Consider the following 22632-nt stretch of genomic DNA (forward strand, 5'->3'; position numbering starts at 1 on the left):
TTCGGCGGTCGTCAGCAGCGGTTCTCGTCACGGATCATGCGACGCAGGCTGGTTCGGGTGGCTGCCAGGTCCTTTTCCAACGACGCAATGCGAGATGTGAGTCGTTGTGCTTCGGCGCGCATGTGGGTCTCGGAGCGTTCGAGTCGACGGTTTGCTTCGGTGAGTTCGGCGATGCGCTCCGTCAGTTGGCGGTTGCCGACTTGGTCGAGTTGCTGGCGGAGTTGTTGCCGGACGGCTTTGCGGAGGCGGTCTCGCTCCTGGCGGAGAGCGGTGATCTCTTCGCGCGCCATCATCAGGTCGGACTCAGGCTCGCCGGGCTGGCCTGGCGGCCGTCGGACCGTGCGACGACCGGCTCGTGTTCCTGCTGGCGGATGGCGGCTTCGATGTGCTCGCGTACTGTGTTTCCCGGTCCGAACCATGGCGGCCCGGAGCCTCGGAAGTGGCTGAACTGACTCGACCGGGACGCTGCGTTCAGGAGAAGTCGTGTCCTGCCTCGTCGCATCGCGACCGAGGGGACGACTCGCTTCGTCGGCCATACCCGCCAGTAGCGTTGCGACGTGACCCGGGGCAGAAGCTAGCCACGGACGGCCCGAAGCGCCTGGCCAGCACCCGGTTGGTGCTGGTGGGACTCAGGATCCCCCTCTCTGACGGACCTGACAGTGCGTCGGGACCAGGAGACCTCTTCCACGAACAGCGCGTCTGTCAACAACCCGAATGTGTCCGTCAGATGCAACGTGAGCTGGAACTGCCGCCAGATCCTGCCGGCCACCTTCCTGCAGCCGTTGCCATTCGCAAGAAGGGCCCCGGAATCGTCGCGCTGGACTACGCCCAGGCGCTCGACGTGGCACTCTGCTACGGACTGCGGGTGAACCGGACTCTTTCGACACCGAGTTGGCGCTCCAGCACCGTGATCTGATGGCGGAGGGCCAGGATCTGCCTGTCCTTGTCCCGGTCGCTCATGGGTAGCAGACGCAGCGCGGCGAGCGCGTTCGTCATGGTCAGGTAAGCCAGTCGCAGAAGCACGGCCAGCCATCATGCCGGGGCGATCGCCAACTGCGCGAGAGTACCGATTGGAGCGTCCGTGCTTGAGACCCCGCACATCCCGAAGACTGCCTCTCACCTGGGCGAATGAGTTTTTCGGCAGGGGCAGGTCCTCCGCTTGTGCAGACGTCGATGGTCCAACAAGTCCGCATCCTGTATGTGCCGCACAAGGGGACGGAAGGGGCCCCTGGCCGGCGGTGACGCCGCACAGGGGCCCCTTGACGCGATTGAGCCTGCGTCAGCCGTCGGACTCCGACGAGGGGATGTAGGCGCCCGGGACGTCCTTGGGCGCGAAGATCTTGTTCTCGCCGGGGTAGGGCTTCGTCCACTCGTGTGTCTGGTACCACGTGAAGTGGTTCATCTGTGCGGGGTTCGCGAAGTCGGGAATGGCGCCCGGCCCGGTCAGCCGCTGGTGCGTCTTCCACTCGTCCCACGTCGCCGCGAGTGCCCGCTTGTCCGCCGGCACCTTTGCCGAGGGCACGGCCGCTGCGCTGGGGTCCTGCGGCGCCGGGGTGTCCAGGCCGCAGGCGGGCGGGGTCTTCAGGCCGTCGGTCAGCGAGGTCCGGTTGGGCAGCGCCTTGAACGGTGTGAAGTCGGGGTGCCGGGTGAACGCCCCGCGCATCGGGGTGGCCGCGCTGTCCTTCTGGTTCATCGGGTGGATCCCGAGGATCTGCTCGATGGTCCGGATCATCGTGATCTGCGAGTAGTAGTGGCTGTCGACTTCGGCGTGCTGGGCCCAGGGGCTGATGATCTGGATGGGGGCACGGTGGCCGTCGACGTGGTCGAGGCCGGCCTGGGAGTCGTCCTCGACGACGAAGATCGCGGAGTCCTTCCAGTACTTGCTGTGCGAGATCTCGTCAACCATCCGGCCGACCGCGAGGTCGTTGTCCGCGACCTGAGCGGCCGCGTTCGCCGGACCACCGGTGTGGTCGTTGGAGAGCCAGAACATGTTCAGGTTCGCCGGACCGTTCTTCTCGAAGTCCTGCTTCCAGATCTGCTCCTTGTAGATGTCCGGGACGCTGGTGTCGAACAGCGGGAAGCCGGGCACCGACACCTTGTTGAGCGACGGGATCGCCGAGCCCGTTTGAATGGGGTAGGCGGTGTCCTGCCCGGTCGCCGCCATGTTCTTGGTGTCGCAGTACAGGCTCTGCCAGGACGCGCCGGCCGGCTTGCTCTCGAACGACTGGAACTCGCCGAAGTCCTTGACGGACTTCCCGGCCGCCTGCGCACCGGTCCAGATGAAGCCGGACTTCTGGTGGCCCAGAGCGTCGTCCTCGGTGTCGTAGCTGCGCGTGTACTCACCGGCCGAGGACTCGGTGTACTCCGGGTCGTCGGCCTGCATCAGCCAGTTGTGACCCTCGGCGGAGTTCGTGCCGATGTCGTACGTGTTGTCGTACAGCCCGAACTGCGAAGCCAGCGCGTGCTGGTTCGGCGTCACGTTCTCGCCGAACTGTGTCACCGACGGGTCGCCGTTGCCCTGCGGCATGTCACCGAAGACCTGGTCGTAGGTCCGGTTCTCCTTGACGATCATGAAGACGTGCTTGATCGTCGAGGGAGCGCCGAGCCGCGCCGGGATCGGCACCGGCCTCTGCTTGCCCTTGCCATGGGCCAGCGAGACCGAGCCGCGGGTCCAGCCGTTCTGTCGGAAGACCTTGCCCGTCTCGGACCTGATGACGCTGTCGTCCGGCAGGGTGAACTGCGTCAGGCTCGACGTCGTGTCGTGGGTGCCGTGCCCGGCCTTGTTGGTGGGGCGGCGGGCGTCGATACCACGGGTGTTGGAGACGACCACCTTCTTGCCCACGGTGGTGATCTCCGCGGGGAAGTAGTCCGTCGGGAGCAGGCCGACGTAACTGGCGGGCTCCTGCGGGGACTTGTACCGGTAGACGGCGACGGCGTTGGCGCGGCCGAGCGTCACTAGCAGACGGCCGTCGTCGGTGAGCGTCACCGCGTCGGGCTCGTAGCCCACCGACGCCTCCGGCCACGGCTGGGTGGCGATGGTCTGCACGACCTTGTTCTTGCGGGTGTCGATGACCGACACGTTGTTGTCGGCGGTGTTGGTGACGAACACCGCCCCGTTCTTGGCATACAGGGCCGTCGGGTGCAGACCGACGTCGATGCTCCCGACGGCTGCGGTCGGGTCCGCCAGGTCGATGACACTGACCGTGCCGGTGGTGGTGGCGCCGGTCTGCGGGTTGGCCGGGACCTGGGTGCCGTAGGAGTTGATCGTGGTGTCGCCGGCCTTGGCCGGACGCCCGCCCTCGTTGCTGACGTAGAGCTTGTTGCCGACCCTGGCGATGCCACGGGGCGCGTTGCCGACGGCCCAGCTCTGCTTGATGGTCCCGCTCGCCGCGTCGATGGCGGCCACCCGGTTCTGGCCGTTGACCGCGCCGTACACGGTGGAGCCGTCGGCCGAGAACACCGCGGCACCCACCAGTGCGTGCTTGGAGCCGTCGGCCGGGATCGGGACGGCCGTCGGGCTGGAGAGGGTGCCGTCCGCGTTCACGGTGAACTTGGTGTAGCCGTCGCTCTGGCCCAGCCACAGCTGCGAACCGTCGGGCGAGTACGTCGGGCCCTCCTGGCCGACGGCGCCGCTCGTGATGCGCAGGTCGTCCGTCGAGGCGGTGCCGACGCGCTGCTGCACCTGCCCGGTCTTGAGGTCCATGACGACCAGCGACGCATCGCCGTCGGTGACCGAGGCCGCGAGATGGCTCCCGTCCGGGCTGACCGAGGACGACATGATCTTGCCGTTGTTGATGACGGTGCGGCTGCCGTACGGGGCGATGTACTGGTCGCTCGAGATGACCTGGCCGTTCGCCGTGACCTGGCCGACCTGCTGGGTGGCGAACTGGCTCGTCGAGGCAACAGCGGTGCCCGTGACGGCGAGGGCCACAGCGATGCCCGCCGCCACCAGAGTGCTCCGGCGGCCGAAGCGTCTGCCAAAGAGGTTGATCTGTTCCTTCTCGTTGCTCCGACGCTGCCGTGCTACCTGCATGGAGTTATCCCTTCGGGGTGGCGAGCAGGTCGACGTTGCCGTCGAACTGCCACAGGGGGTTGGGTGCGTCCCCGGTCGGGGTGCGGACCAGGAAGTAGCCGTTGACTTCCTTCGGTCCGTCGCCGTCGGCCATGAAACGACCGTCAGGTGTGAGGTCGAGCTGATAGATCGCCGTCCCCACGACCTCGATGCCGGGCAGATGCCAGGACACGACGCAGCGCCAGTCGTTGCCCGGCCCCTCGGCGGCGACCTTGACGCTGCCCTTGTCGCACGTCGCCGTGGCCTTCAACTGCGCTTCTGTGACGGCGGGGCGGTTGAGCTGCTCGGTTTGCAGGCGATAGAGGTGGGCGAACGCCGTGGCGACCGAGCGCTGCACTTTGTCCTGCTCGATCCCGGAGCCCGAGGCCCCGCTCGCCGAGGCGAGCACCGCCACCGTGACGGCGACCAGCCCGGCGAGCGGCAAGCCTGCGGCGATGACCGCGCGGCGCCCCGAGCCGTCGTAGGTCGGGTTGGTGAAGTCGCGCCGCAGGAAAAGCACGTAGGCCAGCGCTGTCGCGGTCACGGCCCACAGCAGGCTGACCACGATGCCGATCAGGAGCGGGCCGAGCTGCATGGGGCTGGTGAACAGACCGTTCCAGGCGATGAAGGCGTAGCTGGGCAGGGCGAGGCGTACGGCGACGGGCAGCGGCATCATCTGGGCGAGCTGCATCGCGAGCGCGACGAGCGCGGGCAGCAGCAGTCCCATCGGGGAGCGCCCCAGCGTGACGGACCCGAGCAGTCCGATCGCGGCGAGAGCCAGGGTCGGGGCGAGTACGCAGATCCAGGCGAGCAGGACCTTGCCGGCGGCGTCCGCCGGGCTCAGCAGGTGGCCGTCGAGGCCTGCCAGCGGCTGGTTGCCGACCGCGACGATCCCGCCGGCCGTGCTGGATGCGGCCAGTCCGGCCACGAGCAGCAGGATGACGGTGAGGCTGGCCAGTGCCTTCGCCGCGAAGATCCGCCTGGGCGAGCGGACCGCCACCAGCAGGTGGCGCCAAGTGCCGAGCCGGTCCTCGGAGGCGAACACGTCGCCGGCGACCACCGAGGTCAGCAGCGGGAGCGCCCAGGTGCCCGCGAAGCCGAGCATCACCAGCGTTCCGGCCCACCCGGTGGCGTGCATCCAGCGGCCGAAGAGGGTGTCGGAGGGGAGTGTGCTCTGCTGGCTCACAGCGGCGACGAAGAGCGCCGGCGCGATCCAGCAGGCGAGGACCAGCAGGCGGATCCGCCATTGCGAGACGAGCTTGACCAGCTCGAAGCGGTAGGCGCGCGGAACGGAGACGCGGCGGGCTGCGGCAACGTTGTCGTGCGTGAGGGTCGCGGTCACCGGCCGTTCTCCTTCTGCTCGGTGAGGGCGAGGAACGCGGCTTCGAGCGGCGACACCAGGGGGGCGAGCTCGCGCAGCGCGATGCCCGCCTGTACGAGCCGCACCACCAGTTCGTCGAGGGCGGGCACCGGCGCGCGCACGATGAGCGCCTCGGCGTCGTGGCGTGTCCCGGTGTCGTCGACGACGCGGATTCCGGCCGCATCGAGGGCCAGCCGACGGGCGGCCTGCGGGTCGGAGGTGAGCAGCCGGTAGTCGAGTTCACGGTTCTCGGCGGCCAGCTTGCTCAGCGGGCCGGAGAAGACGACCCGTCCGGTGGCGAGGATGGTGGCCTCGGAGCACAGTGCCTGGAGGTCGTCCATGCGGTGGCTGGAGAGCACGACGCTGGTTCCGTCCGCGGCGAGCCGCGTGAGGACACCGTGTACGTGTTTTTTGCCGGCCGGGTCGAGGCCGTTGGAGGGTTCGTCGAGCACGAGCAGCCGGGGCTTTGTGAGCAGGGCGGCGGCGAGTCCGAGCCGCTGGCGCATGCCGAGGGAGAAGCCGCGGGCCTGGTCGTCGGCGACATCGGTGAGCCCGACCTGGTCGAGCACGTCGTCGACTCCCGCTGTCCGCGCGTCGTGGCCTCGCAGAGCGGCCAGCGCGGCGAGGTTCTGCCGGGCGGTCAGCGAGGGGTAGAGGCCGGGCCCGTCCACGAAGCCGGCGACGCCGTCGGGAGCGGCGAGCGCGCGCCTGAGCGGCGTGCCCAGGATCTCGAGGTGGCCGCTGTCGGCGACGGCCAGACCCAGCAGGAGACCGAGCAGCGTCGTCTTGCCGGCGCCGTTCGGTCCGACCAAGCCGTGGATCTGGCCCTGCGCCACGTCCAGATCGACGCCGTCGAGTGCCACGACGTCACCGAAACACTTGGTGATCCCGCGAGCCTGAACTGCGAGAGGTGTGTCCATGAGCCCCTTCTTCCGAAACACTCAGGGACCTTAGGGACGGCACACAACGCAGGCACAGGCGGCTGGTTGAACGTGCAGGAAACGGATCGTCAAGGCGTCGGCAAGTCCGGGTGCACAAAATGGCCAGCATCGAGCCAGAGTTGGGCAACCCCTGAAGGCACCGGGTCGGCGCCGTGGCATCACCGCCGCGGTTACGAAGCCGGGCACTCAGCCTCGGGAGGCGGTGCCGTCCGCTGATCCGGACGAGCGGGTGCGGCAGTTGGAGGCCCGGGTGGCCGAGCTCGAGGCAAGTGAGCGCAAGCTCGCCACCGAGCGGGACATCCTCCGCGAGGCGGCCGCGTATTTCGCCGGAGAGTCGAACTGGTGAGGAGCCGCTTCCAGTTCGTTGACGACCATCAAAACACCCACGAGGTGAAGCGGCTCCGCCAAGTCCTGGACGTGAACCGGTCCAGCTACTACAAGTGGCTCGCCGACGCCGAGGCCCGGGCCACCCGGCAGCGGGAGGACCGGATCCTGGCCGAGGAGATCCGAGAGGTCCAGGGCGAGTCCGGCGGCGCTTACGGCTCCCCGCGAATGACGGCCGAGGTCCGCGAGAAAGGGCGGCGGGTCAAAGAGAAGCGGATCGCCCGGATCATGCGGACGTTCTCCATCACCGGCATCCGCCTGCGCAGACACGTGCGCACCACCGTCCCGGACCCGGCAGCCTCACCGGTCCCGGACCTGTTCCAGCGCGACTTCACCGCTACCGAGCCGGGGCGCACATACATGGGCGACATCACGTATCTCCCGCTCGCGGGCAGGGAGTTCCTCTCTCTCGCGACCGTGCTGGACTGCTTCAGCCGCAAGGTCGTCGGCTGGTCCATCGCCGACCACATGCGCACCGGCCTGGTCGCCGACGCACTGCGGATGGCCGCCTGGACGGCGCCGTGTTCCACTCCGACCACGGAGCGCAGTACGGATCCCGGGCCTTCGCCGGCCTCTGTGACCAACTCGGGGTCACACGGTCGATGGGCGCGGTCGGCACCAGCGCCGACAACGCGGCCTGCGAAAGCTTCCACGTGCGTCCGGGACCAGGTCCACTGAGATTTCCAGCGTCACAGCTTCTCAAAGACAACCGAAGGGCACCTGGTCAGGGGCCTGGCCTGTGCCACAAATCGTGAGATCCCACAGAATTGTGGGATCTCACATCCCGTGGCCACATCTCACGACCGATGGCCGACGGTCGTGTCAGACGGCCTTGACGACGGTGCCAGTGCCTTCGAGCGCGGCGACCTCGTCGATGGGTGCTGCGGTGTCGGTGACGAGGGTGTGCAGGAGTGTGGAGGGACCGACGTAGGCGTAGGCGGTGTGGCCGAGCTTGCTGCCGTCGGCGGCGACGATGATGCGGCGCGTGGAGGCGATGCCGGCCTTCTTCACGGCCGCGTCGTCGAGGTCGTAGGCAGTCAGGCCCTGGGCTGCGCTGAGACCGCAGCAGCCCATGACGGCAGTGTCGAAGCGCAGTGCCGCCAGGGACGCGAGGGTGAGGGGGCCGGTGAGGGCTCCCTCGGCTGCCCGAGGCTGCCCGCCGGGCACCATCAGTGTGGCCGGGCCCGGGCCCTCGCCGAGTACGTGGATGGCCTGCAATGACAGGGGCATCACAGTGACCGGCCGCCTGCGCAGCAGGTGGGCGATCTCCAGGCAGGTGGTGCCGCTGTCGAGGAGGACGGTCTCGCCGTCGGCGATGAGCGAGGACACCTCTTCGGCGATGCGGCGCTTGGCGTCGACGGCGTCGTGAGCACGCAGCGCGAAGGGCGGCTCCTCACCCCTGAGCAGCAGGGTGCGCGCCCCGCCGCGGACGCGTTCAAGGACGCCTTGCGCGGCCAGCGCGTCGAGGTCGCGCCGGATGGTCATCTCGGAGGCGCCGGTCAGTTCGGCGAGTTCCTGGACCGTGATCCTTCCCGTCTCCCTGACGGCCTGCGCAATCATCCCGTGCCGGTCTGCGTTGCTCATACCGCGATTGAACACCACACGAAACGAACATTCAATGTGTGCGAAGTGACAGTATTCAAGCGCGCAATATGTTCGTTACGGTGGCTCTCATGAATCATTCGCTGCGAGCCGCCCGAATAGCTACCTTTGTCTACTTCAGTCTGTGCGGCACTCTGATGGGCACCTGGGTGGTGAACATCCCCGCCATCGAGGAACGCGTGGGCATCACTCACGCGACGCTCGGGGGACTGCTGGTGCTGCTGGGGCTGGGGGCCTTCATCGGTATGCAGGTGGCCGGGCGTCTGGCTGACTCTCTCGGGGCGCGCATCGTCGTCCCCGCCACCAGCGTGCTGTGCAGCGCGGCCCTGGTGCTGCCCGGCCTTCCCCGGGAGCCGTGGACGCTGGCAGGTGCCCTGCTGGCCTTCGGATTCTGCAATGGCTGCCTGGACGTGAGCATGAACACCCACGCCGTGCACGTGGAGAAGGCGTACGGCCGGCCCGTCATGTCGGCCTTCCACGCCACGTTCTCTGTCGGCGGCGTCGTCGCCGCACTCGTCGGAGCTGCTACGGCGAGCGCCGGCCTGAGCCCGGCCGCCGGCATGGCCGCCATGGGAGTCCTGGGTATCGCGATCGCCCTGGTGTCGGCACGTGCCCTGCTGCCGACCGCACCCACCGCTGCCGACACCGGCTCCGCGAGGGAGACCGAGCAAGCGCCGTCCGCCGAGCACCGCGGCACCAGCGGGCGCATCTGGATCCTCGCCGCCCTGGCTCTGATGGTCATGCTGTGCGAGGGAGCCGCCAACGACTGGAGCGCGCTGCACCTGAAGGACGTCCTCGGCACACCCGCGAGCACTGCCGCCTTCGCGTACGGCACCTTCGCGGCGACCATGACCACCGGCCGACTGCTCGCCGACCGCCTCGTCGCCCGGTTCGGGTCCATGGCGATCCTGCGTTACGGCGCGGTGACGGCTGCCGTCGGCATCACGATCGTGACCGTCTCCCCGTGGATATGGGCCGCGTTCGCAGGATGGGCGCTGTTCGGTCTGGGGCTGTCCGGCTGTGTCCCCCAGTTGTTCAGCGCGGCCGGGCACGCCGACCCCTCCGCTGCAGGGGCCAATGTTTCCCGCGTCGCCGGGCTCGGCTACGTCGGCATGCTCGCCGGCCCCGCCGCCATCGGCTGGTTGACCCACCTCGTCGCCCTGAATCACGCCTTCGTACTGCTGATCATGCTGTGTGCGATCACCGCCGTGGCCGCCGGGATCCTGCGCACCGGATCCGACCGCACGAGCGAGATGGCAGCAAGTAGCAGCTGAACGCCCCTCGGGATCCGGAGGAACCCACGACGATGTCCGCCGACCGCAGCATCGTGCTGTTCGACCTCTTTGGGGTCATCGCCCGCCACCAACGCCCAGGCGCCCTGGGAAAGATGGCCGCCCGCTGTCACACACCCACCGACGCCTTCACCACGGCCTACTGGGCCTGTCGCCCGCCCTACGACGCCGGTCAGCAGTCCGCGCCCGAATACTGGACCGCCGTACTGCGACGGCTGTCCCTGTCCGTCGACGCCGACACCATCGAGGAACTGCGCCTCACCGACATCGACAGCTGGTCACGCATCGACGACCCGATGGTCGCCTACGCCCAGTCCCTCCGCGACGTCGCCGAGGTCGCCTTGCTGTCGAACATCCCCTCCGACCACGCGGACGCCTTCCTTGCCGCGCAGCCCTGGCTGCACGATCTGGACCACGTGGCCTTCTCCGGGAAGATCAAAGCGGCGAAGCCGGCCTCAGCCGCCTTCCAACACTGCGTCGTCGCCATGCGGGCCGCCCCGACCGACTTCCTCTTCGTCGACGACCGCGAGGAGAACGTACGCGCCGCGCAGGCCATGGGTATGAACGGACACGCCTTCACCGATCGCGACGAGCTGGCAGCCGTCATCGACACCTGGTTGCCGACTCGAGGACTCACGCGGAAATGACACATCCCTCACCATCCGGGCCTTCTGGTTGGCCCTCGGCCCGGCCCGTCGGCAGGAACAGCAGCCCGCCCCCCATGGCGGCCGCGGTGGCGAGCAGGGACCCGCCTCCGTGCCGACCGTCGGGCTGCGACAGCCTCACGGCTGGCCGTATTCGGCGTCGAAGGGACCGTGGAAGGTCGACGGTCTATGCAGTGCTCAGCGGCCGACAGCGGCCGAACGAGCAGCTTCTGGCGGTGCTGTCGGCCCTGCGGAAGCCGTCAGAGAACTCCAGGAAGCTGGCCGCACGTGGCCTGTCCCGCGCGTGGCGACGCTCGCAGAACACCTGGCGTGGCAGGAGGCCCCGTAGTGGGAGCGGCGGAACACGTCGGCGTCAGATCTCGCGGTGCTTGACGAGGACCGTCTCTTGCGGGAGGTGAGCGACGACAAAATCCTCCTGCACGCTGCCGCGGAGGGGCAGGAGGTCCATCGCGTCCTCGATGCGGCGGCGCCCACGGAAGACCCGACGCAGGTCGTCGAGGTCTTGGAAGCGGTTGTCAGGTCACGTTGCCCAAATTCTGCGGGTGTTCAAACAGCACGCCACGTTCCACTCATGGATCCCGGAAATGCTCGATCGTAGTTCGGCACGCCTCACCACCACGAATGGCAACGCGCGCGCGGATGTTGCTGACGCCTTTCGTGCCGCAGGCTTGGAGCCCGAACTCGAAGCAGTCGAAGCTATCAGCAAGCGCAACGTTCGGCAGTTGGCGGCCTGGGTAGAGAGCCGCGGCTATCGATGGAGTGGCAGTCTGGACGACGAATGAGAAGCCACCCATTGAGGCGCCCCGCCCCCAGCTCGAACGCCTACCCGCGTGCGATCCCGGGACCGCCAGGCTGCTGATGCGCAGCGTCGTGGCCCTGCGGGTGAGCTCGCAGCGGCCGGTGCCGCCCTGCTCGCGCGCCGGCAGCGTCCCGCCCCTCCTCTGCTCCGGTAGGAACCCGGCCGCTCGATCCTTCGGTGTCGCTCTCGGAGTCGGTCCGCAGCACCAGCATGTTGTCCCGATTCTCCGCGAGTGGCCCTGGTGGTCGCCGTGAGAATGACACGGCCTTTCGTCACTCATGCCTGCAACGGGTGAGCACCATCTGCCAGTGCCAATCGCGAGGTCGCTGAGCCTGCACCATCGACACTCGGATGTTGATGTTCAACTGACACTCCCCCGCAGACCATCACGGCCCGGGCGGCGGAGGAGTGGCCGGCCCACTTCGTGGCGTTCGATCTGTTGCGGCTGTCCGGGACGGACACGACCTCCTGGCCGTACCGGCGGCGCAGGGCCGCACTGGAGTCCGTGTTCGCCGCCCGTCGGCTGTCGGCGCCGTGGGCACTGTGCCCGTCGGCCACCGAAGCCGACGTCGTCCGCGAGTGGCTGACATGGTCGTCGGTCGGGATGGAGGGATTGGTCTTCAAGAGGCTGGACGACGCTTACCGGCCCTCGGTGCGCGGGTGGCAGAAATACAAGGTCCGCGAGACGAGCGAGGCGATCGTCGGCGCGGTCACCGGCTCCCCGGCCGTTCCCCGCACGCTGCTGCTCGGCAGGTACGACGACCAAGGCCGCCTTCAGTACGTCGGCCGCACCACCACTCTCGCCCGGGCAATGGGTGCTGCGGTGGGCGGATTTCTCGCACCGGCCCAGCGCGGCCATCCATGGACGGGCTGGTCTTTCTCCGCCGGGTGGGGCACCAGGAAGACGCTGAACGTCACGCTGGTGCGACCCGAGCTGGTGGTGGAAGTCGGCGTCGACGTCACCCGCGACGCCTCCGGCCGATGGCGCCACCCCGCACGCCGGCACCGCGCCCGTCCCGACCTCTCCCCCGCCGATGTTCCCCACCTGATGCCGCCGCTCTGACTGCGGCGCAGCGCGACGGCCCCGGCCGACGCGCGAGGAGCACCAGCGACGCCCGATCCCCTCGCCCGCCGCCGCCCGAGACGCCTGCCGGTGCCGTAGCGATTCCTGGCTACGGCCTTGCCGAACCTGCGCGGCAAGGCCTCACCCGATGGGTCGTGAGCGGGCGACTCAGAGTGCGGGATGTGGCGTTCCGTCGGTCTTGTCATCGCTCGATGGTGTGACGTTGGGGCATCGCTGCCGGTCAGGCGTTCGGGGTTCGCTTGAGTTGTGGCATGAGCATGCGCAAGCCGTACCCGAGTGATCTCACCGATGAGCAGTGGGAGCTCGTCGAACCCGTGATCACGGCATGGAAGGCCCGGCATCCGTCGGTCAGCGGGCATCAGGGGAAGTACGCGATGCGGGAGATCGTGAACGCCATCCTCTACCAGAACCGCACGGGTTGTCAGTGGGAGTTCCTGCCCCATGACATGCCCCCGCCCGGAGCGGTGAAGTACTACTTCTACCTCTGGCGCGACGAGGGCACCGACCAGGACATTCACGACCTGCTGCGCTGGCAGCTGCGGGAGAAGCGGAAACGATTAGCCGACCCGAGCCTGGTGGTCCTGGACACGCAGAGCATCCACGTGGCCGTCGGCGTCCCGGCCACGACGACGGGCCGGGACGCCGCGAAAAGGGTGCCGGGCAGGAAGAGATGCCTGGCCGTGGACGTGCTGGGCCTCGTCATTGACTGCGTCGTCCTGCCCGCCTCCGCGCACGAGAACACCGCCGGCATCGCCCTGCTGGACGCTGTCACCGAGCAGTGCGACACGGTGAAAAAGGCCCTGGTCGACCAGGGCTTCAAGAAGAAGGTCGTCGAGCACGGCAGACACGTGGGTATCGACGTCGAGATCGTCGAGCGCAACCCGGACGACAAAGGCTTCGTTCCACAGGCCAAACGGTGGATCGTGGAGCAGACGAACGGGATCCTGATGTTCTACCGCCGTCTCGTACGCGACTACGAACACCGCCCCGCCTCCTCCCGCTCCCGCGTCCTGTGGGCGATGACCTCCGTCATGAGCCGCCGCCTCACCGGAGCCACCATCGCCTCCTGGAGGACCGCATGAGCGAAAACCCACAGGTCAAAGCCATCCTGGAACACATCGAAACCCGCGAACGCGAACTGGACGACCAAGCCGAGCAGTTCCGGGACCGCATCGAAGAACTCACCCGGCAGCTCGGCGAACTCGACGCGGAGAGCGAGAACCTGCGCATCACCCGCAAGACCCTCCTCACGCTCCCGCTACCCTCACCCGCCACCGGGCCGGACCGCCCCGACATCCCCGACCACCCCGCCTACCAGCAGATCCTCTCCGCCCTGGCCGACGCGGACCGGCCGATGCGCGCCCGCGATCTCTGCCAGGCCCTCGACCTGCCGATCCTCCCGAAGAACACCGAAGGCATCCGCTGCAAACTGAAACGCCTGGTCAGCCGGGGCATCCTCATCGAACCCGAACCCGGCTTGTTCGCCCGCCCCGACGCCTGAGGGCCACCCCACACCCGCGACCAGCGATCCTTCCCCAACCTCAACCACGAAACGGACAAGAACTCACGTTCCGCACTCTCAGGGTGGAGCTTGGCGGGCCGGCACGACGGCCGGACCGTGCCCTGCGAGTCCCCTTCGGCGGCCGCTTGGACTCAGCCGCCGCTCTTGCGCCGGAACGACCGCTGACTCGCAGCCGGGCCGTGCGCCCCGCGGATCTTCGACGCGCCGGTGTTCGCAGCGAGAGCGGCCGCGTCCGCCTGCATGCCCCGCTTGCGCGCCAGGGCGTCCCGGAACTTGCGTTTCAAGTCATCCTGCCCGTCGTCGTCGGGTGCCGGCACGGGCTCCTCGATGTCGGTCGGCTCCGAACCTTCTTGCGGTGAGGGCTCTGCGGTCATGGTGACCTCCGGGTTCGGGTAGTGGGAAGCACAGCTTGTCATGAACCATGGTGTCCGCGATCAGGCCCCCAGTCCGGGCGCGCGTCCGCGAAGGTTGGTGAGGCCTGCACGCCCGCCGGGGGCGACGTCGTGATGAAGGTGATGGCGGATACCACCCGGCACCCGGTGGTCTTCCCTGTCAGGTTGCTCTGTTCAAGCTCATGACTCGTCGCGCGTGCGTTCGCATCAGCGGCAAGCACGGTTGGCACTGGCCTCGGGTATTCACCGGCTGGGGGTGATCTGCGGCTGGTTCAGAAGAAGGTGCCCGTGGCCTGCGAGGATGTGAGTGTTGAGGTCATATCCAAAGCGAGGGCAGGGGCACCTTCTGGGTGAAAGCTACCGGGTGAGACGAGCGGCTGTCGGTGAAGGCCAACGGCAAGGCATGGTCGGGCATGCAGGGGCCGCACTGCTACGCCGGTGCGCGGACCGAACCGGGCTGACCACGCATGGCTCAGCGCTATGCACCCCTATCAGGGCTACCCGGATATGCCCAGCACTCGCTCCGTCCAACAAGTACCGAACGCCACTCCTGACGGATTCCAGGCCACCGCAGCCCGAGTGCCAGCGCATCCTCAAGCCCGGCGGCTTCCTCCTTTTAAGCTTCCACCAATCGCAGACCGCAGGCTGGGGCGCTGTGGCGTTCGTAGCAGGGCTGAGCGGTGCTGGCCGCGGTCATCTTCGTGGCCACCTCTGTTTGCACCTGGCGGCAACTCCCGCCATAGCGGCCGTGGGCGAAGCCGGAAGCAGTCCGCCAGGCGGCGCACACCTTCACCGCTGTCAAGCCGACAGTGGGAGCGGCCCGGTGGAGGATCTGGTTCGTCTTGGGTGCGGCAAGCGGGTTGAGCCCGAGCTGGTCGGCAAGGTCGCGGATCTCGGCGCGGCGCTGGGTTCCGTTCATGCCGCCGGGAGACGGGGTGCGGCCGGTCAAGGACAGGGCTCGCCATTGGCGTTCGGTGCGGTCGGGGCCATTGAGAAACCACAGTCCGGTGGCAGCGTCCTCCAGGGGGCCGCGCAGCAGGGTCCAGGAACTGGTGGGGGCGATCTCCCCCGCCAGGGTCAGGCGGCGCAGGACGTCGGCGTGAGCGAGGCCTGCGGTGTAGGAGGTGCAGATCAGGTGCGCGGCCGTGTACGCGCCGAGCGGGGCGTCGCGGCCAGGCTCCTGATAGGCGCAGGCCGAGGCAGTTGCCGGTAGCCGCCCTCACCGCGCAGCTGCTCGATCTGGCGGAACAGGGGCAGGAGGGCTCGCCTCCGGCAGCGGTCACTTGACGCTCAGAACGCCTGTGCTGTCTGCCGGTGGCGATCTCGTGGTGGCGGGCGGGGACGGTGTTGGGTCCTCGCCGGACGTAGAACTCCAGCCGTGACCCGTTGCGGTAGGAGCAGGGCTGGCTCGCGGCAGTGACCTCGATTGCGAGCACCTTCTTGCCCTCGTGGTCGATCATGCGCGCGGTGTACGGCGGCTCGGGTTCCAAGTTGTCCCGGATCATGTTCACGACCATCAGCAGCTGCTGGTCGGCGGTCTCCTTTTCGGTGAGCCCCACGATCTGCAGATCGCCCTGGACGCCGATCAGGACGGTGCCGCCGTCCTGCGAGGCGAACGCCGCGATGGTCATGAGCATCTTCTTGCGGGACTCGCCCGCCTCCGGGATCTCCCGCTTAGCCTCCAGGTGCTGCCCCACACCGGCGGCCAGGAGAATGTCCAACTCGGGGCCGGGATGCTGTCGGCGACGGGTGAATCGTGACCCTCTGACGGCGGATCAAAACTGACCCACTTCGTGGTCTTCTGACCAACCTGATCTTGATCGAAGGTCAGGAGAAGAGGGTGATTTCCGTGGAGGACTGGGCAGAGATCCGCAGGCTGCACCGGGCCGAGCAGATGCCGATCCGGGCGATCGCCCGGCAGCTGGGCATCTCGAAGAACACCGTGAAGCGGGCCCTGGCCACCAACCGGCCACCGCTCTACTCCCGGCCGGCGAAGGGTTCGGCGGTCGACACGGTCGAGCCGCAGATCCGGGAGCTTTTGAAGCAGACTCCGACGATGCCCGCGACGGTGATCGCCGAGCGGATCGGCTGGGACCGTGGCATGACCGTCCTCAAGGAACGCGTACGCGAGCTGCGGCCCGCCTATCTGCCCGTCGATCCGGTCTCACGCACCACCTATCAGCCCGGCGAGCTGGCCCAGTGCGACCTGTGGTTCCCACCCGTCGACATCCCGCTCGGATACGGGCAGTCCGGCCGTCCTCCAGTGCTCGTGATGGTCTCGGGATACTCGCGGATCATCGCCGCACGGATGCTGCCCACCCGCACCACCGGCGACCTGATCGACGGCCACTGGAAGCTGCTGACCGGCTGGAACGCGGTCCCGCGGATGCTGGTCTGGGACAACGAGGCCGGCATCGGCCGCGGCAAGGTGACCGGCGACTTCGCCGCATTCGCGGGCCTGCTCGCCACCCGGATCTACCTCTGCCGGCCCCGTGATCCAGAAGCGAAAGGGCTGGTGGAGCGGGCCAACGGTTACCTGGAGACGAGCTTCCTGCCGGGCCGCACCTTCACCGGGCCCGACGACTTCACCACCCAGCTGACCGCCTGGCTGGCCATCGCCAACCGGCGCCAGCACCGCACCCTGGGCGCCCGCCCCGTCGACCGGTGGGAAGCCGACCGGGCCCAGATGCTCACGCTGCCGCCGGTCGACCCGCCGCGCTGGTGGCGTTTCGCCACCCGCATCGGCCGCGACCACTACATCCGCGTCGACACCTGCGACTACTCCGTGCACCCCCTGGCCATCGGCAAGAAAGTCCAGGTCCGCACCGACACCGACGAGGTCGTCGTGACCCTCGCCCCCGGCGGGGCGGAAGTCGCCCGCCATCCACGGTGCTGGGCCAAGCAGCAGACCATCACCGACCCGGTCCATGCCCGCGCCGCCGCCGTTCTGCGCGGCGACTACCGCCACCACCAAGCCTCCCAGGCCCAGGCCGCCCGCCGGCACAACGCCGCCACCGCCAGTGATCTCGTCGAGGTCGAACAACGCCAACTCGACTCCTATGACCGCATGTTCACCCTCATCGAGGGCGGCGGCCAAGCCGATGATCCGGAGGTCTCCTGATGCCCACCACCAAGACCGCCGCCGCGGCGGCGGGGCCCAGGACCGGCCGTCAGACCGCCGCCGACCTGTCCTTCCTGGCCCGGGCGATGAAGGCCCCGGCCCTGCTGGACGCCGCCGAACGCCTGGCCGAACGCGCCCTGAAGGAGACCTGGACCCACACCGAGTTCCTCGTCGCCTGCCTCCAGCGGGAGGTCTCCGCCCGCGAGTCCCACGGCGGCGAGGCCCGCATCCGCACCGCCCGCTTCCCCGCGATCAAGACGATCGAGGAACTCGACATCACCCATCTGCGCGGCATAACGCGCCAACAGCTCGCCCATCTGGGCACGTTGGACTTCATCGCCGCGAAGGACAACGCTGTTTTTCTGGGACCGCCGGGAACCGGGAAGACACACCTGGCGATCGGACTCGCGGTCCGCGCCTGCCAGGCCGGCCACCGGGTCGCGTTCGCCACCGCCGCCGAATGGGTCGACCGCCTGGCCGCCGCCCACCACGCCGGACACCTCCAGACCGAGCTCACCAAACTGTCCCGCTATCCGCTGATCGTGGTCGACGAGGTCGGCTACATCCCCTTCGAAGCCGAGGCCGCGAACCTGTTCTTCCAGCTGGTCTCGAACCGATACGAGAGAGCGAGTGTGATCGTCACGAGCAACAAACCCTTCGGACGCTGGGGCGAGGTCTTCGGCGACGAGACCGTGGCCGCCGCCATGATCGACCGCCTCGTCCACCACGCCGAGGTCCACTCCCTCAAAGGCGACTCCTACCGCATGCGAGGACGCCAACTCGGACGCGTCCCCACCGCCACACACGACACCGACTGAACACCGGCAACCAGACCCGGTGGGTCAGAACTCGACCGCCCACACCGGGTCAGGATTCAGCCGCCGCCGACAGATGCCCCCCAGACCACCGAGGCGTCGCGTGCGCGGCCATACGAAGGGGCCGGGAAGTGCCGCCAGTCCAGCCACTCGTCTGCGCGGCGCAGCATGAGCAGACTCTCGGGAGGAAGCCCGCCGGGAAGAGCGAAGGTGTGCGTGCCGGGGCCGGTAACTGGCTGGACCTGATGGCCGACGGGATCGCTGAGTTCCAGGCTGGCGCCGGTGAGTGCATCACCGTCGACGACGACCGTAAGGGTGTCCGGGGCGATGGTCATCTGCGGGAACCATCCACCGCGGTGCGCATTCCATTGGTGCTCGATGTGGTCACAAGGTGCGGACACCGGTTTCCGCGGTGAACTCAAGCATGTGTGCCCCGGAAGGCAACCTACCGGCATCGGTACCGGTGATTATGATCTGACACCCTTCAGCGACGCGCTCTGTGGCCCAGTTCATGAACTCTTGTGCCCGCCGTTGGGAAAGACCGGCTAACGGCTCGTCCAGCAGGAAGAGTGTGTCGGAGTGGCCAAGGTGTTCCTGGGCAGAGTTCTCCCCCAGTGGAGCCGAGCCGAGGTGGGAGACGAACAATCCCCCGCGGAATCGGTCATGACCGCGTTGTTCAATCTCCAGACATTGCGCGAGAATCCGGCTGCTTGCTCTGACTTCGGCCTCGTAGCCACCGTTGACGTAGCGGCATCCGGTGACCACTGCGATTGCTTCCAGCAGCATGGTCTTTCCGCTGCCATTGGGGCCCACGAACAGGCTGATACCGGCTTCCAGCGTGATCCCGCGCTGCAGTGACCAGACGAAGGGTTCTGCGAACCTGAAACCTTTCGTCTCCGTAGGATCGGGCACACGCCCAAGCATGATCGCGGTGATGAACCCTTCGTGTCGTGCACGGGGCACGGTCGGCAGGGTCGTATCGGCAGCCATCTCTTCGGTGTAGCGGTCGAGATCCTCCGCGTTGGTATCCAGCCGTTGCTCTGCTGTCTGCAAGGCCAGGTCTATGTCATCCAGACTGGGCCCGTCCATGCGCACGAACGGCCAAGGGGCTCTAAGCCAGGGAGCGCTCTCCAGCACGCTTGAGATCTGGGTTTCTCTCACCATGGCTAAGGCCTCGATGAGCTGCATGATCCTCGCTGTCTGCTCCTCCAGCAGATTCTGGGCACGGTCCCGTTCGGCTTCAGCACGGGCCCGCTCGCGCTCGCTCCTGCGCAACTGCTCGCCCCAACTACTCTGCGAGGCATCTGCTGAGCCGCCGCGGGCCCGGCCGCTCTGTACGCGAAGAGTCAGCACCGTATGACGAATCTGTTCGGACATCATCAGGAGAACCATGGTCAACTGCTGAGCGCGGTCACGCACGCGTTCGAGCTCGGCACTGCGTAGTTCGGCACGCCGAAGCTGATCAGCCAGCTCCAGTGAGCGGCGCTGCTGCACGACGAGTTCGGACACGGCTCGGACCGGGAGCTGCCCATCCGCCCCGGTCAACTCCGGCTCGCTGGGCTGCTGCCAGAGCGCGCGTGCCCGGGCAAGGCGGCGTTCACGCTCTTGAGCAGTGGCGGACACCACGTCCGCCACTGCCTCGACGAAGTCCCATTCCATACCTTGCCCGGCGAGACGTTCATACAGCGTCGTGCGTCCGGGAGAACTACCCGAAGCAAAGTGCTCCGGCACCAACCTGGCCGAGAGGTCCGCCCCAGTCAGCCTCGCCTCGTCCAGCCAGCCGCGCAGAAGCCCTGCCACCGCGTTGTCCCGCTCGCTCCGGCCGCGCAGCGGACCCCACTTCTGAGTACGTCGTCCCACGCCCATGAAGTCACGTCCCTCCTTGGACTGCGGTTCCCATCACCAACATGCTGCCCGCCCCAGCCCCGTCCGTAGCCGTCCGCCGGACGAGGCGGACGTCTGGAATGCCCCGTGCAAACCGCGAAGTCTGAGCGGTACAAGCCCCGATGAACACAAGGGAAGCGAGCCTTCATGCCCCTGCAGATCACATCGATGCGCCAGGGCAGTACCCGGCATACAGCCCCAACCAGCCCGCCACCACAGCACAGCTGTGTGCACATCACCCTTGATATTGCGCGGCCAGTCGGCGCGCGGGACAGGCTGCTCTCCTGCATCCCCGCACTCGCTACGGCTATCGCTGCCGGACACGGCCTGCACGAACCTGGTGATCTCGCCGTGTCGGTGATTCTTTCCGTGATTTCCATGCTCTGCGATCTGCTACCGCAGCACCGGAACAGCCACGACCACCAGCCGAACATGCCCGTTGGCCACAACCAACGATCAGCAGCAGAAAGGGGCCGGCATTTGCCCGGTCACTCACGAAATACGAGGGCCCCGCGGGTTCCCGGAAACCGTGCCGCAAATCGTCTGCCTCAACGAGCCCCATCACGGTCTCGTTCACCCGGCAGCCCCCACCCTGCCCGCGTACATATGCGCTCCTGTTGCCTTCAGCGACGGTGAGAGAAACAGGCAGGGCGACCCTCAATCCACGACAGCCCACCAATGTCGAGACGATGGCGGGTACAGGTGACGGCAACGTAGGCGAGGCGAGCTTCACCGTCATCGATCGGACCGGGCACCGCGCGGCCGGTGTCGTCCAGCTGGTCGCTGTCCTTGGGCGGGGTGAAGTCGTCGGCGATTTTCACCTGCGCCCATTCACGCCCCTTCGCCTTGTGGGCGGTGGAGACGGTGACCTCAGCGCTGTTGCTCGGGGACGAGTTGAGCAACAGCGCTGAGGATGGCGTCGATGCCGTGGGTGTCGACGAGCGGCCGCTCAATGGGAGAGAGATGCAGTCTCTCGGGGTCGGACTACCTGATCAGCTTCGGCGTCAGGTCAAGGCGCCCGACACGGGCAAGGTCCGCAAGCAGCCGTACTTCGTGTGGGCCTTGACCCAAGGACGGGACTCTGTTGGTGATGTTGGCGGGGGGCTGACACCTGGTCCGGGCACTGTCACGTTGGCTGCCCGGGTGGGACGATCTTCGTGTTGATCATGCTGGGAGGGAATCGCTGGTGTCGCCTGTGCCGCCGTCGTACAGGGGCCACCGGTACCCGGTCGAGGTGATCTCCCACTGCGTGTGGCTGTACTTCCGCTTCTCGCTCAGCTTCCGCGAAGTCGAGGAGCTGATGCTCCAGCGAGGCGTCGTCGTCTCCTACGAGACCATCCGCCGCTGGTGCCCCAAGTTCGGCCAGGCCTACGCCAACGGACTGCGCCGCCGGCCCCGGCCCGGCGACAAGTGGCACCTGGACGAGGGGCGCTGTCACGTTGTTGGGTGCGTGGGTGTCTGATGGCGTGTCGGGGCATGGCCCTCGGCTCAGGCGGGAGCTGCTATGCCGCATACCGCGACCATGGCAGCCGACATCGCGAGTGCCTTCGTACTGAGATACATCGTGGCCCTCCATTCTGTTCGGCGATGTTCATGACCCGGCTCGCAGGACGTCGTTAGCGATGAATCCACACCTGATTGGTGTGGCGTCTACTCGGGGAAACGCTGGGCTCTCTGGCGGTAGTCCCTTGGGGGAATGCCATAAGCGGAGCGGAAGGCACGCGTGAAGTCGGCGGCCCGGGGAAAGCCCCAGCGGGCGGCGATGGCGTGGATAGGGGTGGCCCCGAGGGCGGGCTCCGCGAGGTCGCGGCGGGCGCCTTCCAAGCGCTGTCCACGGATCCAGGCAGCGATCGACTCCTCTTCGTGCTCGAAGAGTCGATACAGGTAGCTGCGGGATATGTGGTGCGCCGCAGCGATGGCGCCGGGAGTCAGGTTCGGGTCGTGAAGGTGATCCCGCACGAACGCACGGATGCGTAAGACAAGAGTCTCCTGGCGAGTTTCCGGTGGAAGCGAGCTTTCCGCATCGAGGGCTTGGGCGAACAGCGCTGACAGCAGGTCAACCACCACGGACCCGAGCCGCGGCCCATCGGCGGGCCGGTACGCATCGGTGCCTCGCGCCAGCTGAGTGAGCAGCTGCCTCAACAAGGCGCCGAATCCTTCTTGCACCGACAATCGCAGACCGGTCACGTGGTCCAGCCGGTTCCGCGGCAGAGGCAACAGAGCCTTCGGGACCTCCAGCCCAACTCCCGTATGCGGAAGAGAGCCATCGCCCCCGTGGACGTCGACGGTGCGCGATGTGTCGACGACACACAGGCTGTCCGGACCGTACTCGGCCTCCTCCTCACCCCGCACTGTGCGCAGCGCCCCGCTCAACGGTAGAGAAACGTGCAGCCCCTCGGGATCCGACTGCCGGATCAGTTTCGACGATCGCCGAAAGCACACCGGCTGGAACGTGGTGGGCCACACCGATACAGCACCGAGGTCGAGCACACGTTGAGATGCCCGAAAATCCGCCCGATGGTCGCTGCGTAACTCCAGCGGAGCATGGGTCCGGCTGACCAGCTCGCGCCAGCAGTCGAACCGGTCCGCCGCCGGCAGATCATCGCTCCGGAACACCGTCTCGCTCAGCATGTCCCTCCTCGCCGTTTCACAAGTCCTTGAACGGCTTGCCCCTTACCTCTCCCCAATGAAAGGCAGGACAAAAGTCCACCAGTCACAGC

At 67.7% G+C, this 22632-nt stretch carries 21 protein-coding genes and 3 pseudogenes; 11 read left to right on the forward strand and 13 right to left on the reverse strand.

Annotation, left to right across the window (positions count from 1 at the left end; all coding sequences use genetic code 11):
* Positions 1-11 precede the first annotated feature (11 nt).
* The 5 genes from OG568_RS53095 to OG568_RS53115 all read right to left on the reverse strand — a co-directional run bounded on the left by OG568_RS53095 (position 12) and on the right by OG568_RS53115 (position 6331).
* A complete protein-coding gene (locus tag OG568_RS53095) occupies positions 12-293 on the reverse strand; it encodes a hypothetical protein (RefSeq protein WP_329537263.1) in 282 nt (93 codons plus the stop codon).
* 559 nt (positions 294-852) lie between these two features.
* Positions 853-1023: a hypothetical protein gene (locus OG568_RS53100; protein WP_329537264.1), complete on the reverse strand. Its 171-nt coding sequence runs from the start codon at positions 1021-1023 to the stop codon at positions 853-855.
* 256 nt (positions 1024-1279) lie between these two features.
* The gene (locus OG568_RS53105; protein WP_329537265.1) at positions 1280-4033 is read right to left on the reverse strand and encodes a bifunctional YncE family protein/alkaline phosphatase family protein; all 2754 of its coding nucleotides are present in this window, start codon (positions 4031-4033) and stop codon (positions 1280-1282) included.
* A gap of 4 nt (positions 4034-4037) precedes the next feature.
* Positions 4038-5393 carry an ABC transporter permease gene (locus tag OG568_RS53110; RefSeq protein ID WP_329537266.1) on the reverse strand — a complete coding sequence of 452 codons (1356 nt, stop codon included), beginning with the start codon at positions 5391-5393 and terminating at the stop codon, positions 4038-4040.
* Entirely contained in the window at positions 5390-6331 is a 942-nt protein-coding gene (locus tag OG568_RS53115) for an ABC transporter ATP-binding protein (protein ID WP_329537267.1), read from the reverse strand. Before OG568_RS53115 ends, OG568_RS53110 begins: the two co-directional genes overlap by 4 nt.
* 223 nt (positions 6332-6554) lie before the next feature.
* On the opposite strand from OG568_RS53115, the gene OG568_RS61910 reads away from it, so the two are divergent.
* Together OG568_RS61910 and OG568_RS53120 are read left to right on the forward strand one after the other, a co-directional pair.
* Positions 6555-6698 carry a hypothetical protein gene (locus tag OG568_RS61910; RefSeq protein ID WP_443077941.1) on the forward strand — a complete coding sequence of 48 codons (144 nt, stop codon included), beginning with the start codon at positions 6555-6557 and terminating at the stop codon, positions 6696-6698.
* Positions 6695-7414, forward strand: coding sequence for an IS3 family transposase (locus OG568_RS53120; RefSeq protein WP_443077942.1), 720 nt, complete (start codon positions 6695-6697; stop codon positions 7412-7414). Before OG568_RS61910 ends, OG568_RS53120 begins: the two co-directional genes overlap by 4 nt.
* 144 nt (positions 7415-7558) lie before the next feature.
* Here the strand turns inward: OG568_RS53120 and OG568_RS53125 are convergent, their stop codons facing one another.
* Positions 7559-8320: a DeoR/GlpR family DNA-binding transcription regulator gene (locus OG568_RS53125; protein WP_329537268.1), complete on the reverse strand. Its 762-nt coding sequence runs from the start codon at positions 8318-8320 to the stop codon at positions 7559-7561.
* 89 nt (positions 8321-8409) lie between these two features.
* Between OG568_RS53125 and OG568_RS53130 the strand changes: the two genes are divergently transcribed.
* The 6 genes from OG568_RS53130 (at position 8410) to OG568_RS53155 (ending at position 13679) form a co-directional block, all read left to right on the forward strand.
* The gene (locus tag OG568_RS53130; RefSeq protein WP_329537269.1) at positions 8410-9612 is read left to right on the forward strand and encodes an MFS transporter; all 1203 of its coding nucleotides are present in this window, start codon (positions 8410-8412) and stop codon (positions 9610-9612) included.
* 32 nt (positions 9613-9644) lie between these two features.
* Positions 9645-10277, forward strand: a complete 633-nt coding sequence (locus OG568_RS53135) for an HAD-IA family hydrolase (RefSeq protein WP_329537270.1) — start codon at positions 9645-9647, stop codon at positions 10275-10277.
* Positions 10278-10837: 560 nt separating this feature from the next.
* Positions 10838-11077 (forward strand): hypothetical protein, encoded by a 240-nt coding sequence (locus OG568_RS53140; protein WP_329537271.1) that lies wholly within the window; start codon positions 10838-10840, stop codon positions 11075-11077.
* Between the two features lie 402 nt (positions 11078-11479).
* Positions 11480-12157, forward strand: a complete 678-nt coding sequence (locus OG568_RS53145) for an ATP-dependent DNA ligase (RefSeq protein ID WP_329538272.1) — start codon at positions 11480-11482, stop codon at positions 12155-12157.
* 272 nt (positions 12158-12429) lie between these two features.
* Positions 12430-13260, forward strand: coding sequence for an IS5 family transposase (locus tag OG568_RS53150; protein ID WP_329529970.1), 831 nt, complete (start codon positions 12430-12432; stop codon positions 13258-13260).
* Positions 13257-13679 carry a hypothetical protein gene (locus OG568_RS53155; protein ID WP_329529971.1) on the forward strand — a complete coding sequence of 141 codons (423 nt, stop codon included), beginning with the start codon at positions 13257-13259 and terminating at the stop codon, positions 13677-13679. Before OG568_RS53150 ends, OG568_RS53155 begins: the two co-directional genes overlap by 4 nt.
* Positions 13680-13831: 152 nt before the next feature.
* On the opposite strand, the gene OG568_RS53160 is transcribed toward OG568_RS53155, so the two are convergent.
* From OG568_RS53160 to OG568_RS53170, 3 genes and pseudogenes are all read right to left on the reverse strand, one after another.
* Positions 13832-14074 (reverse strand): DUF5302 domain-containing protein, encoded by a 243-nt coding sequence (locus tag OG568_RS53160; RefSeq protein ID WP_329537272.1) that lies wholly within the window; start codon positions 14072-14074, stop codon positions 13832-13834.
* A gap of 634 nt (positions 14075-14708) precedes the next feature.
* Positions 14709-15011 (reverse strand): hypothetical protein, encoded by a 303-nt coding sequence (locus OG568_RS53165; RefSeq protein ID WP_329538335.1) that lies wholly within the window; start codon positions 15009-15011, stop codon positions 14709-14711.
* Positions 15012-15486: 475 nt separating this feature from the next.
* A pseudogene (locus tag OG568_RS53170) lies at positions 15487-15729 on the reverse strand (AlbA family DNA-binding domain-containing protein); the annotation flags it as partial.
* Positions 15730-15932: 203 nt separating this feature from the next.
* Here OG568_RS53170 and istA point away from each other — a divergent pair.
* Positions 15933-17213: an IS21 family transposase gene (gene istA / locus OG568_RS53175; protein WP_329533422.1), complete on the forward strand. Its 1281-nt coding sequence runs from the start codon at positions 15933-15935 to the stop codon at positions 17211-17213.
* Complete coding sequence (gene istB / locus OG568_RS53180) at positions 17213-18031, forward strand: IS21-like element helper ATPase IstB (protein ID WP_329533421.1); 819 nt, start codon at positions 17213-17215, stop codon at positions 18029-18031. The genes istA and istB overlap by 1 nt, the downstream gene beginning before the upstream one ends.
* Before the next feature lie 56 nt (positions 18032-18087).
* Here istB and OG568_RS53185 read toward each other — a convergent pair whose 3' ends face one another.
* From OG568_RS53185 to OG568_RS53195, 3 genes and pseudogenes are all read right to left on the reverse strand, one after another.
* Positions 18088-18363 carry a hypothetical protein gene (locus OG568_RS53185; RefSeq protein WP_329537274.1) on the reverse strand — a complete coding sequence of 92 codons (276 nt, stop codon included), beginning with the start codon at positions 18361-18363 and terminating at the stop codon, positions 18088-18090.
* A gap of 49 nt (positions 18364-18412) precedes the next feature.
* A complete protein-coding gene (locus tag OG568_RS53190; RefSeq protein WP_329537275.1) occupies positions 18413-19828 on the reverse strand; it encodes an AAA family ATPase in 1416 nt (471 codons plus the stop codon).
* Between the two features lie 707 nt (positions 19829-20535).
* Positions 20536-20857 (reverse strand): annotated as a pseudogene (locus OG568_RS53195) (DNA helicase); the annotation flags it as partial.
* A 241-nt stretch (positions 20858-21098) separates the two neighbouring features.
* Here OG568_RS53195 and OG568_RS53200 point away from each other — a divergent pair.
* Positions 21099-21338: pseudogene (locus tag OG568_RS53200) on the forward strand (IS6 family transposase); the annotation flags it as partial.
* Positions 21339-21562: 224 nt separating this feature from the next.
* On the opposite strand, the gene OG568_RS53205 reads toward OG568_RS53200, so the two are convergent.
* Positions 21563-22543, reverse strand: coding sequence for a helix-turn-helix domain-containing protein (locus OG568_RS53205; RefSeq protein WP_329537276.1), 981 nt, complete (start codon positions 22541-22543; stop codon positions 21563-21565).
* Between the last annotated feature and the right edge of the window lie 89 nt (positions 22544-22632).

This window comes from Streptomyces sp. NBC_01450 (assembly GCF_036227505.1).
Taxonomy (GTDB): Bacteria; Actinomycetota; Actinomycetes; order Streptomycetales; family Streptomycetaceae; genus Streptomyces.

Bases quoted from the DNA above. Each gene is read 5' to 3' on its own strand.
- OG568_RS53130 (WP_329537269.1), top strand. From the start codon at position 8,410: ATGAATCATTCGCTGCGAGCCGCCCGAATAGCTACCTTTGTCTACTTC.
- istB (WP_329533421.1), top strand. From the start codon at position 17,213: ATGCCCACCACCAAGACCGCCGCCGCGGCGGCGGGGCCCAGGACCGGC.
- OG568_RS53160 (WP_329537272.1), bottom strand. From the start codon at position 14,074: ATGACCGCAGAGCCCTCACCGCAAGAAGGTTCGGAGCCGACCGACATC.
- OG568_RS53125 (WP_329537268.1), bottom strand. From the start codon at position 8,320: ATGAGCAACGCAGACCGGCACGGGATGATTGCGCAGGCCGTCAGGGAG.
- OG568_RS53135 (WP_329537270.1), top strand. From the start codon at position 9,645: ATGTCCGCCGACCGCAGCATCGTGCTGTTCGACCTCTTTGGGGTCATC.
- OG568_RS53105 (WP_329537265.1), bottom strand. From the start codon at position 4,033: ATGCAGGTAGCACGGCAGCGTCGGAGCAACGAGAAGGAACAGATCAAC.
- OG568_RS53150 (WP_329529970.1), top strand. From the start codon at position 12,430: ATGAGCATGCGCAAGCCGTACCCGAGTGATCTCACCGATGAGCAGTGG.
- OG568_RS53205 (WP_329537276.1), bottom strand. From the start codon at position 22,543: ATGCTGAGCGAGACGGTGTTCCGGAGCGATGATCTGCCGGCGGCGGAC.
- OG568_RS53095 (WP_329537263.1), bottom strand. From the start codon at position 293: ATGATGGCGCGCGAAGAGATCACCGCTCTCCGCCAGGAGCGAGACCGC.
- OG568_RS53115 (WP_329537267.1), bottom strand. From the start codon at position 6,331: ATGGACACACCTCTCGCAGTTCAGGCTCGCGGGATCACCAAGTGTTTC.
- OG568_RS53185 (WP_329537274.1), bottom strand. From the start codon at position 18,363: ATGACCATCGCCCCGGACACCCTTACGGTCGTCGTCGACGGTGATGCA.
- OG568_RS53165 (WP_329538335.1), bottom strand. From the start codon at position 15,011: ATGAACGGAACCCAGCGCCGCGCCGAGATCCGCGACCTTGCCGACCAG.
- OG568_RS53155 (WP_329529971.1), top strand. From the start codon at position 13,257: ATGAGCGAAAACCCACAGGTCAAAGCCATCCTGGAACACATCGAAACC.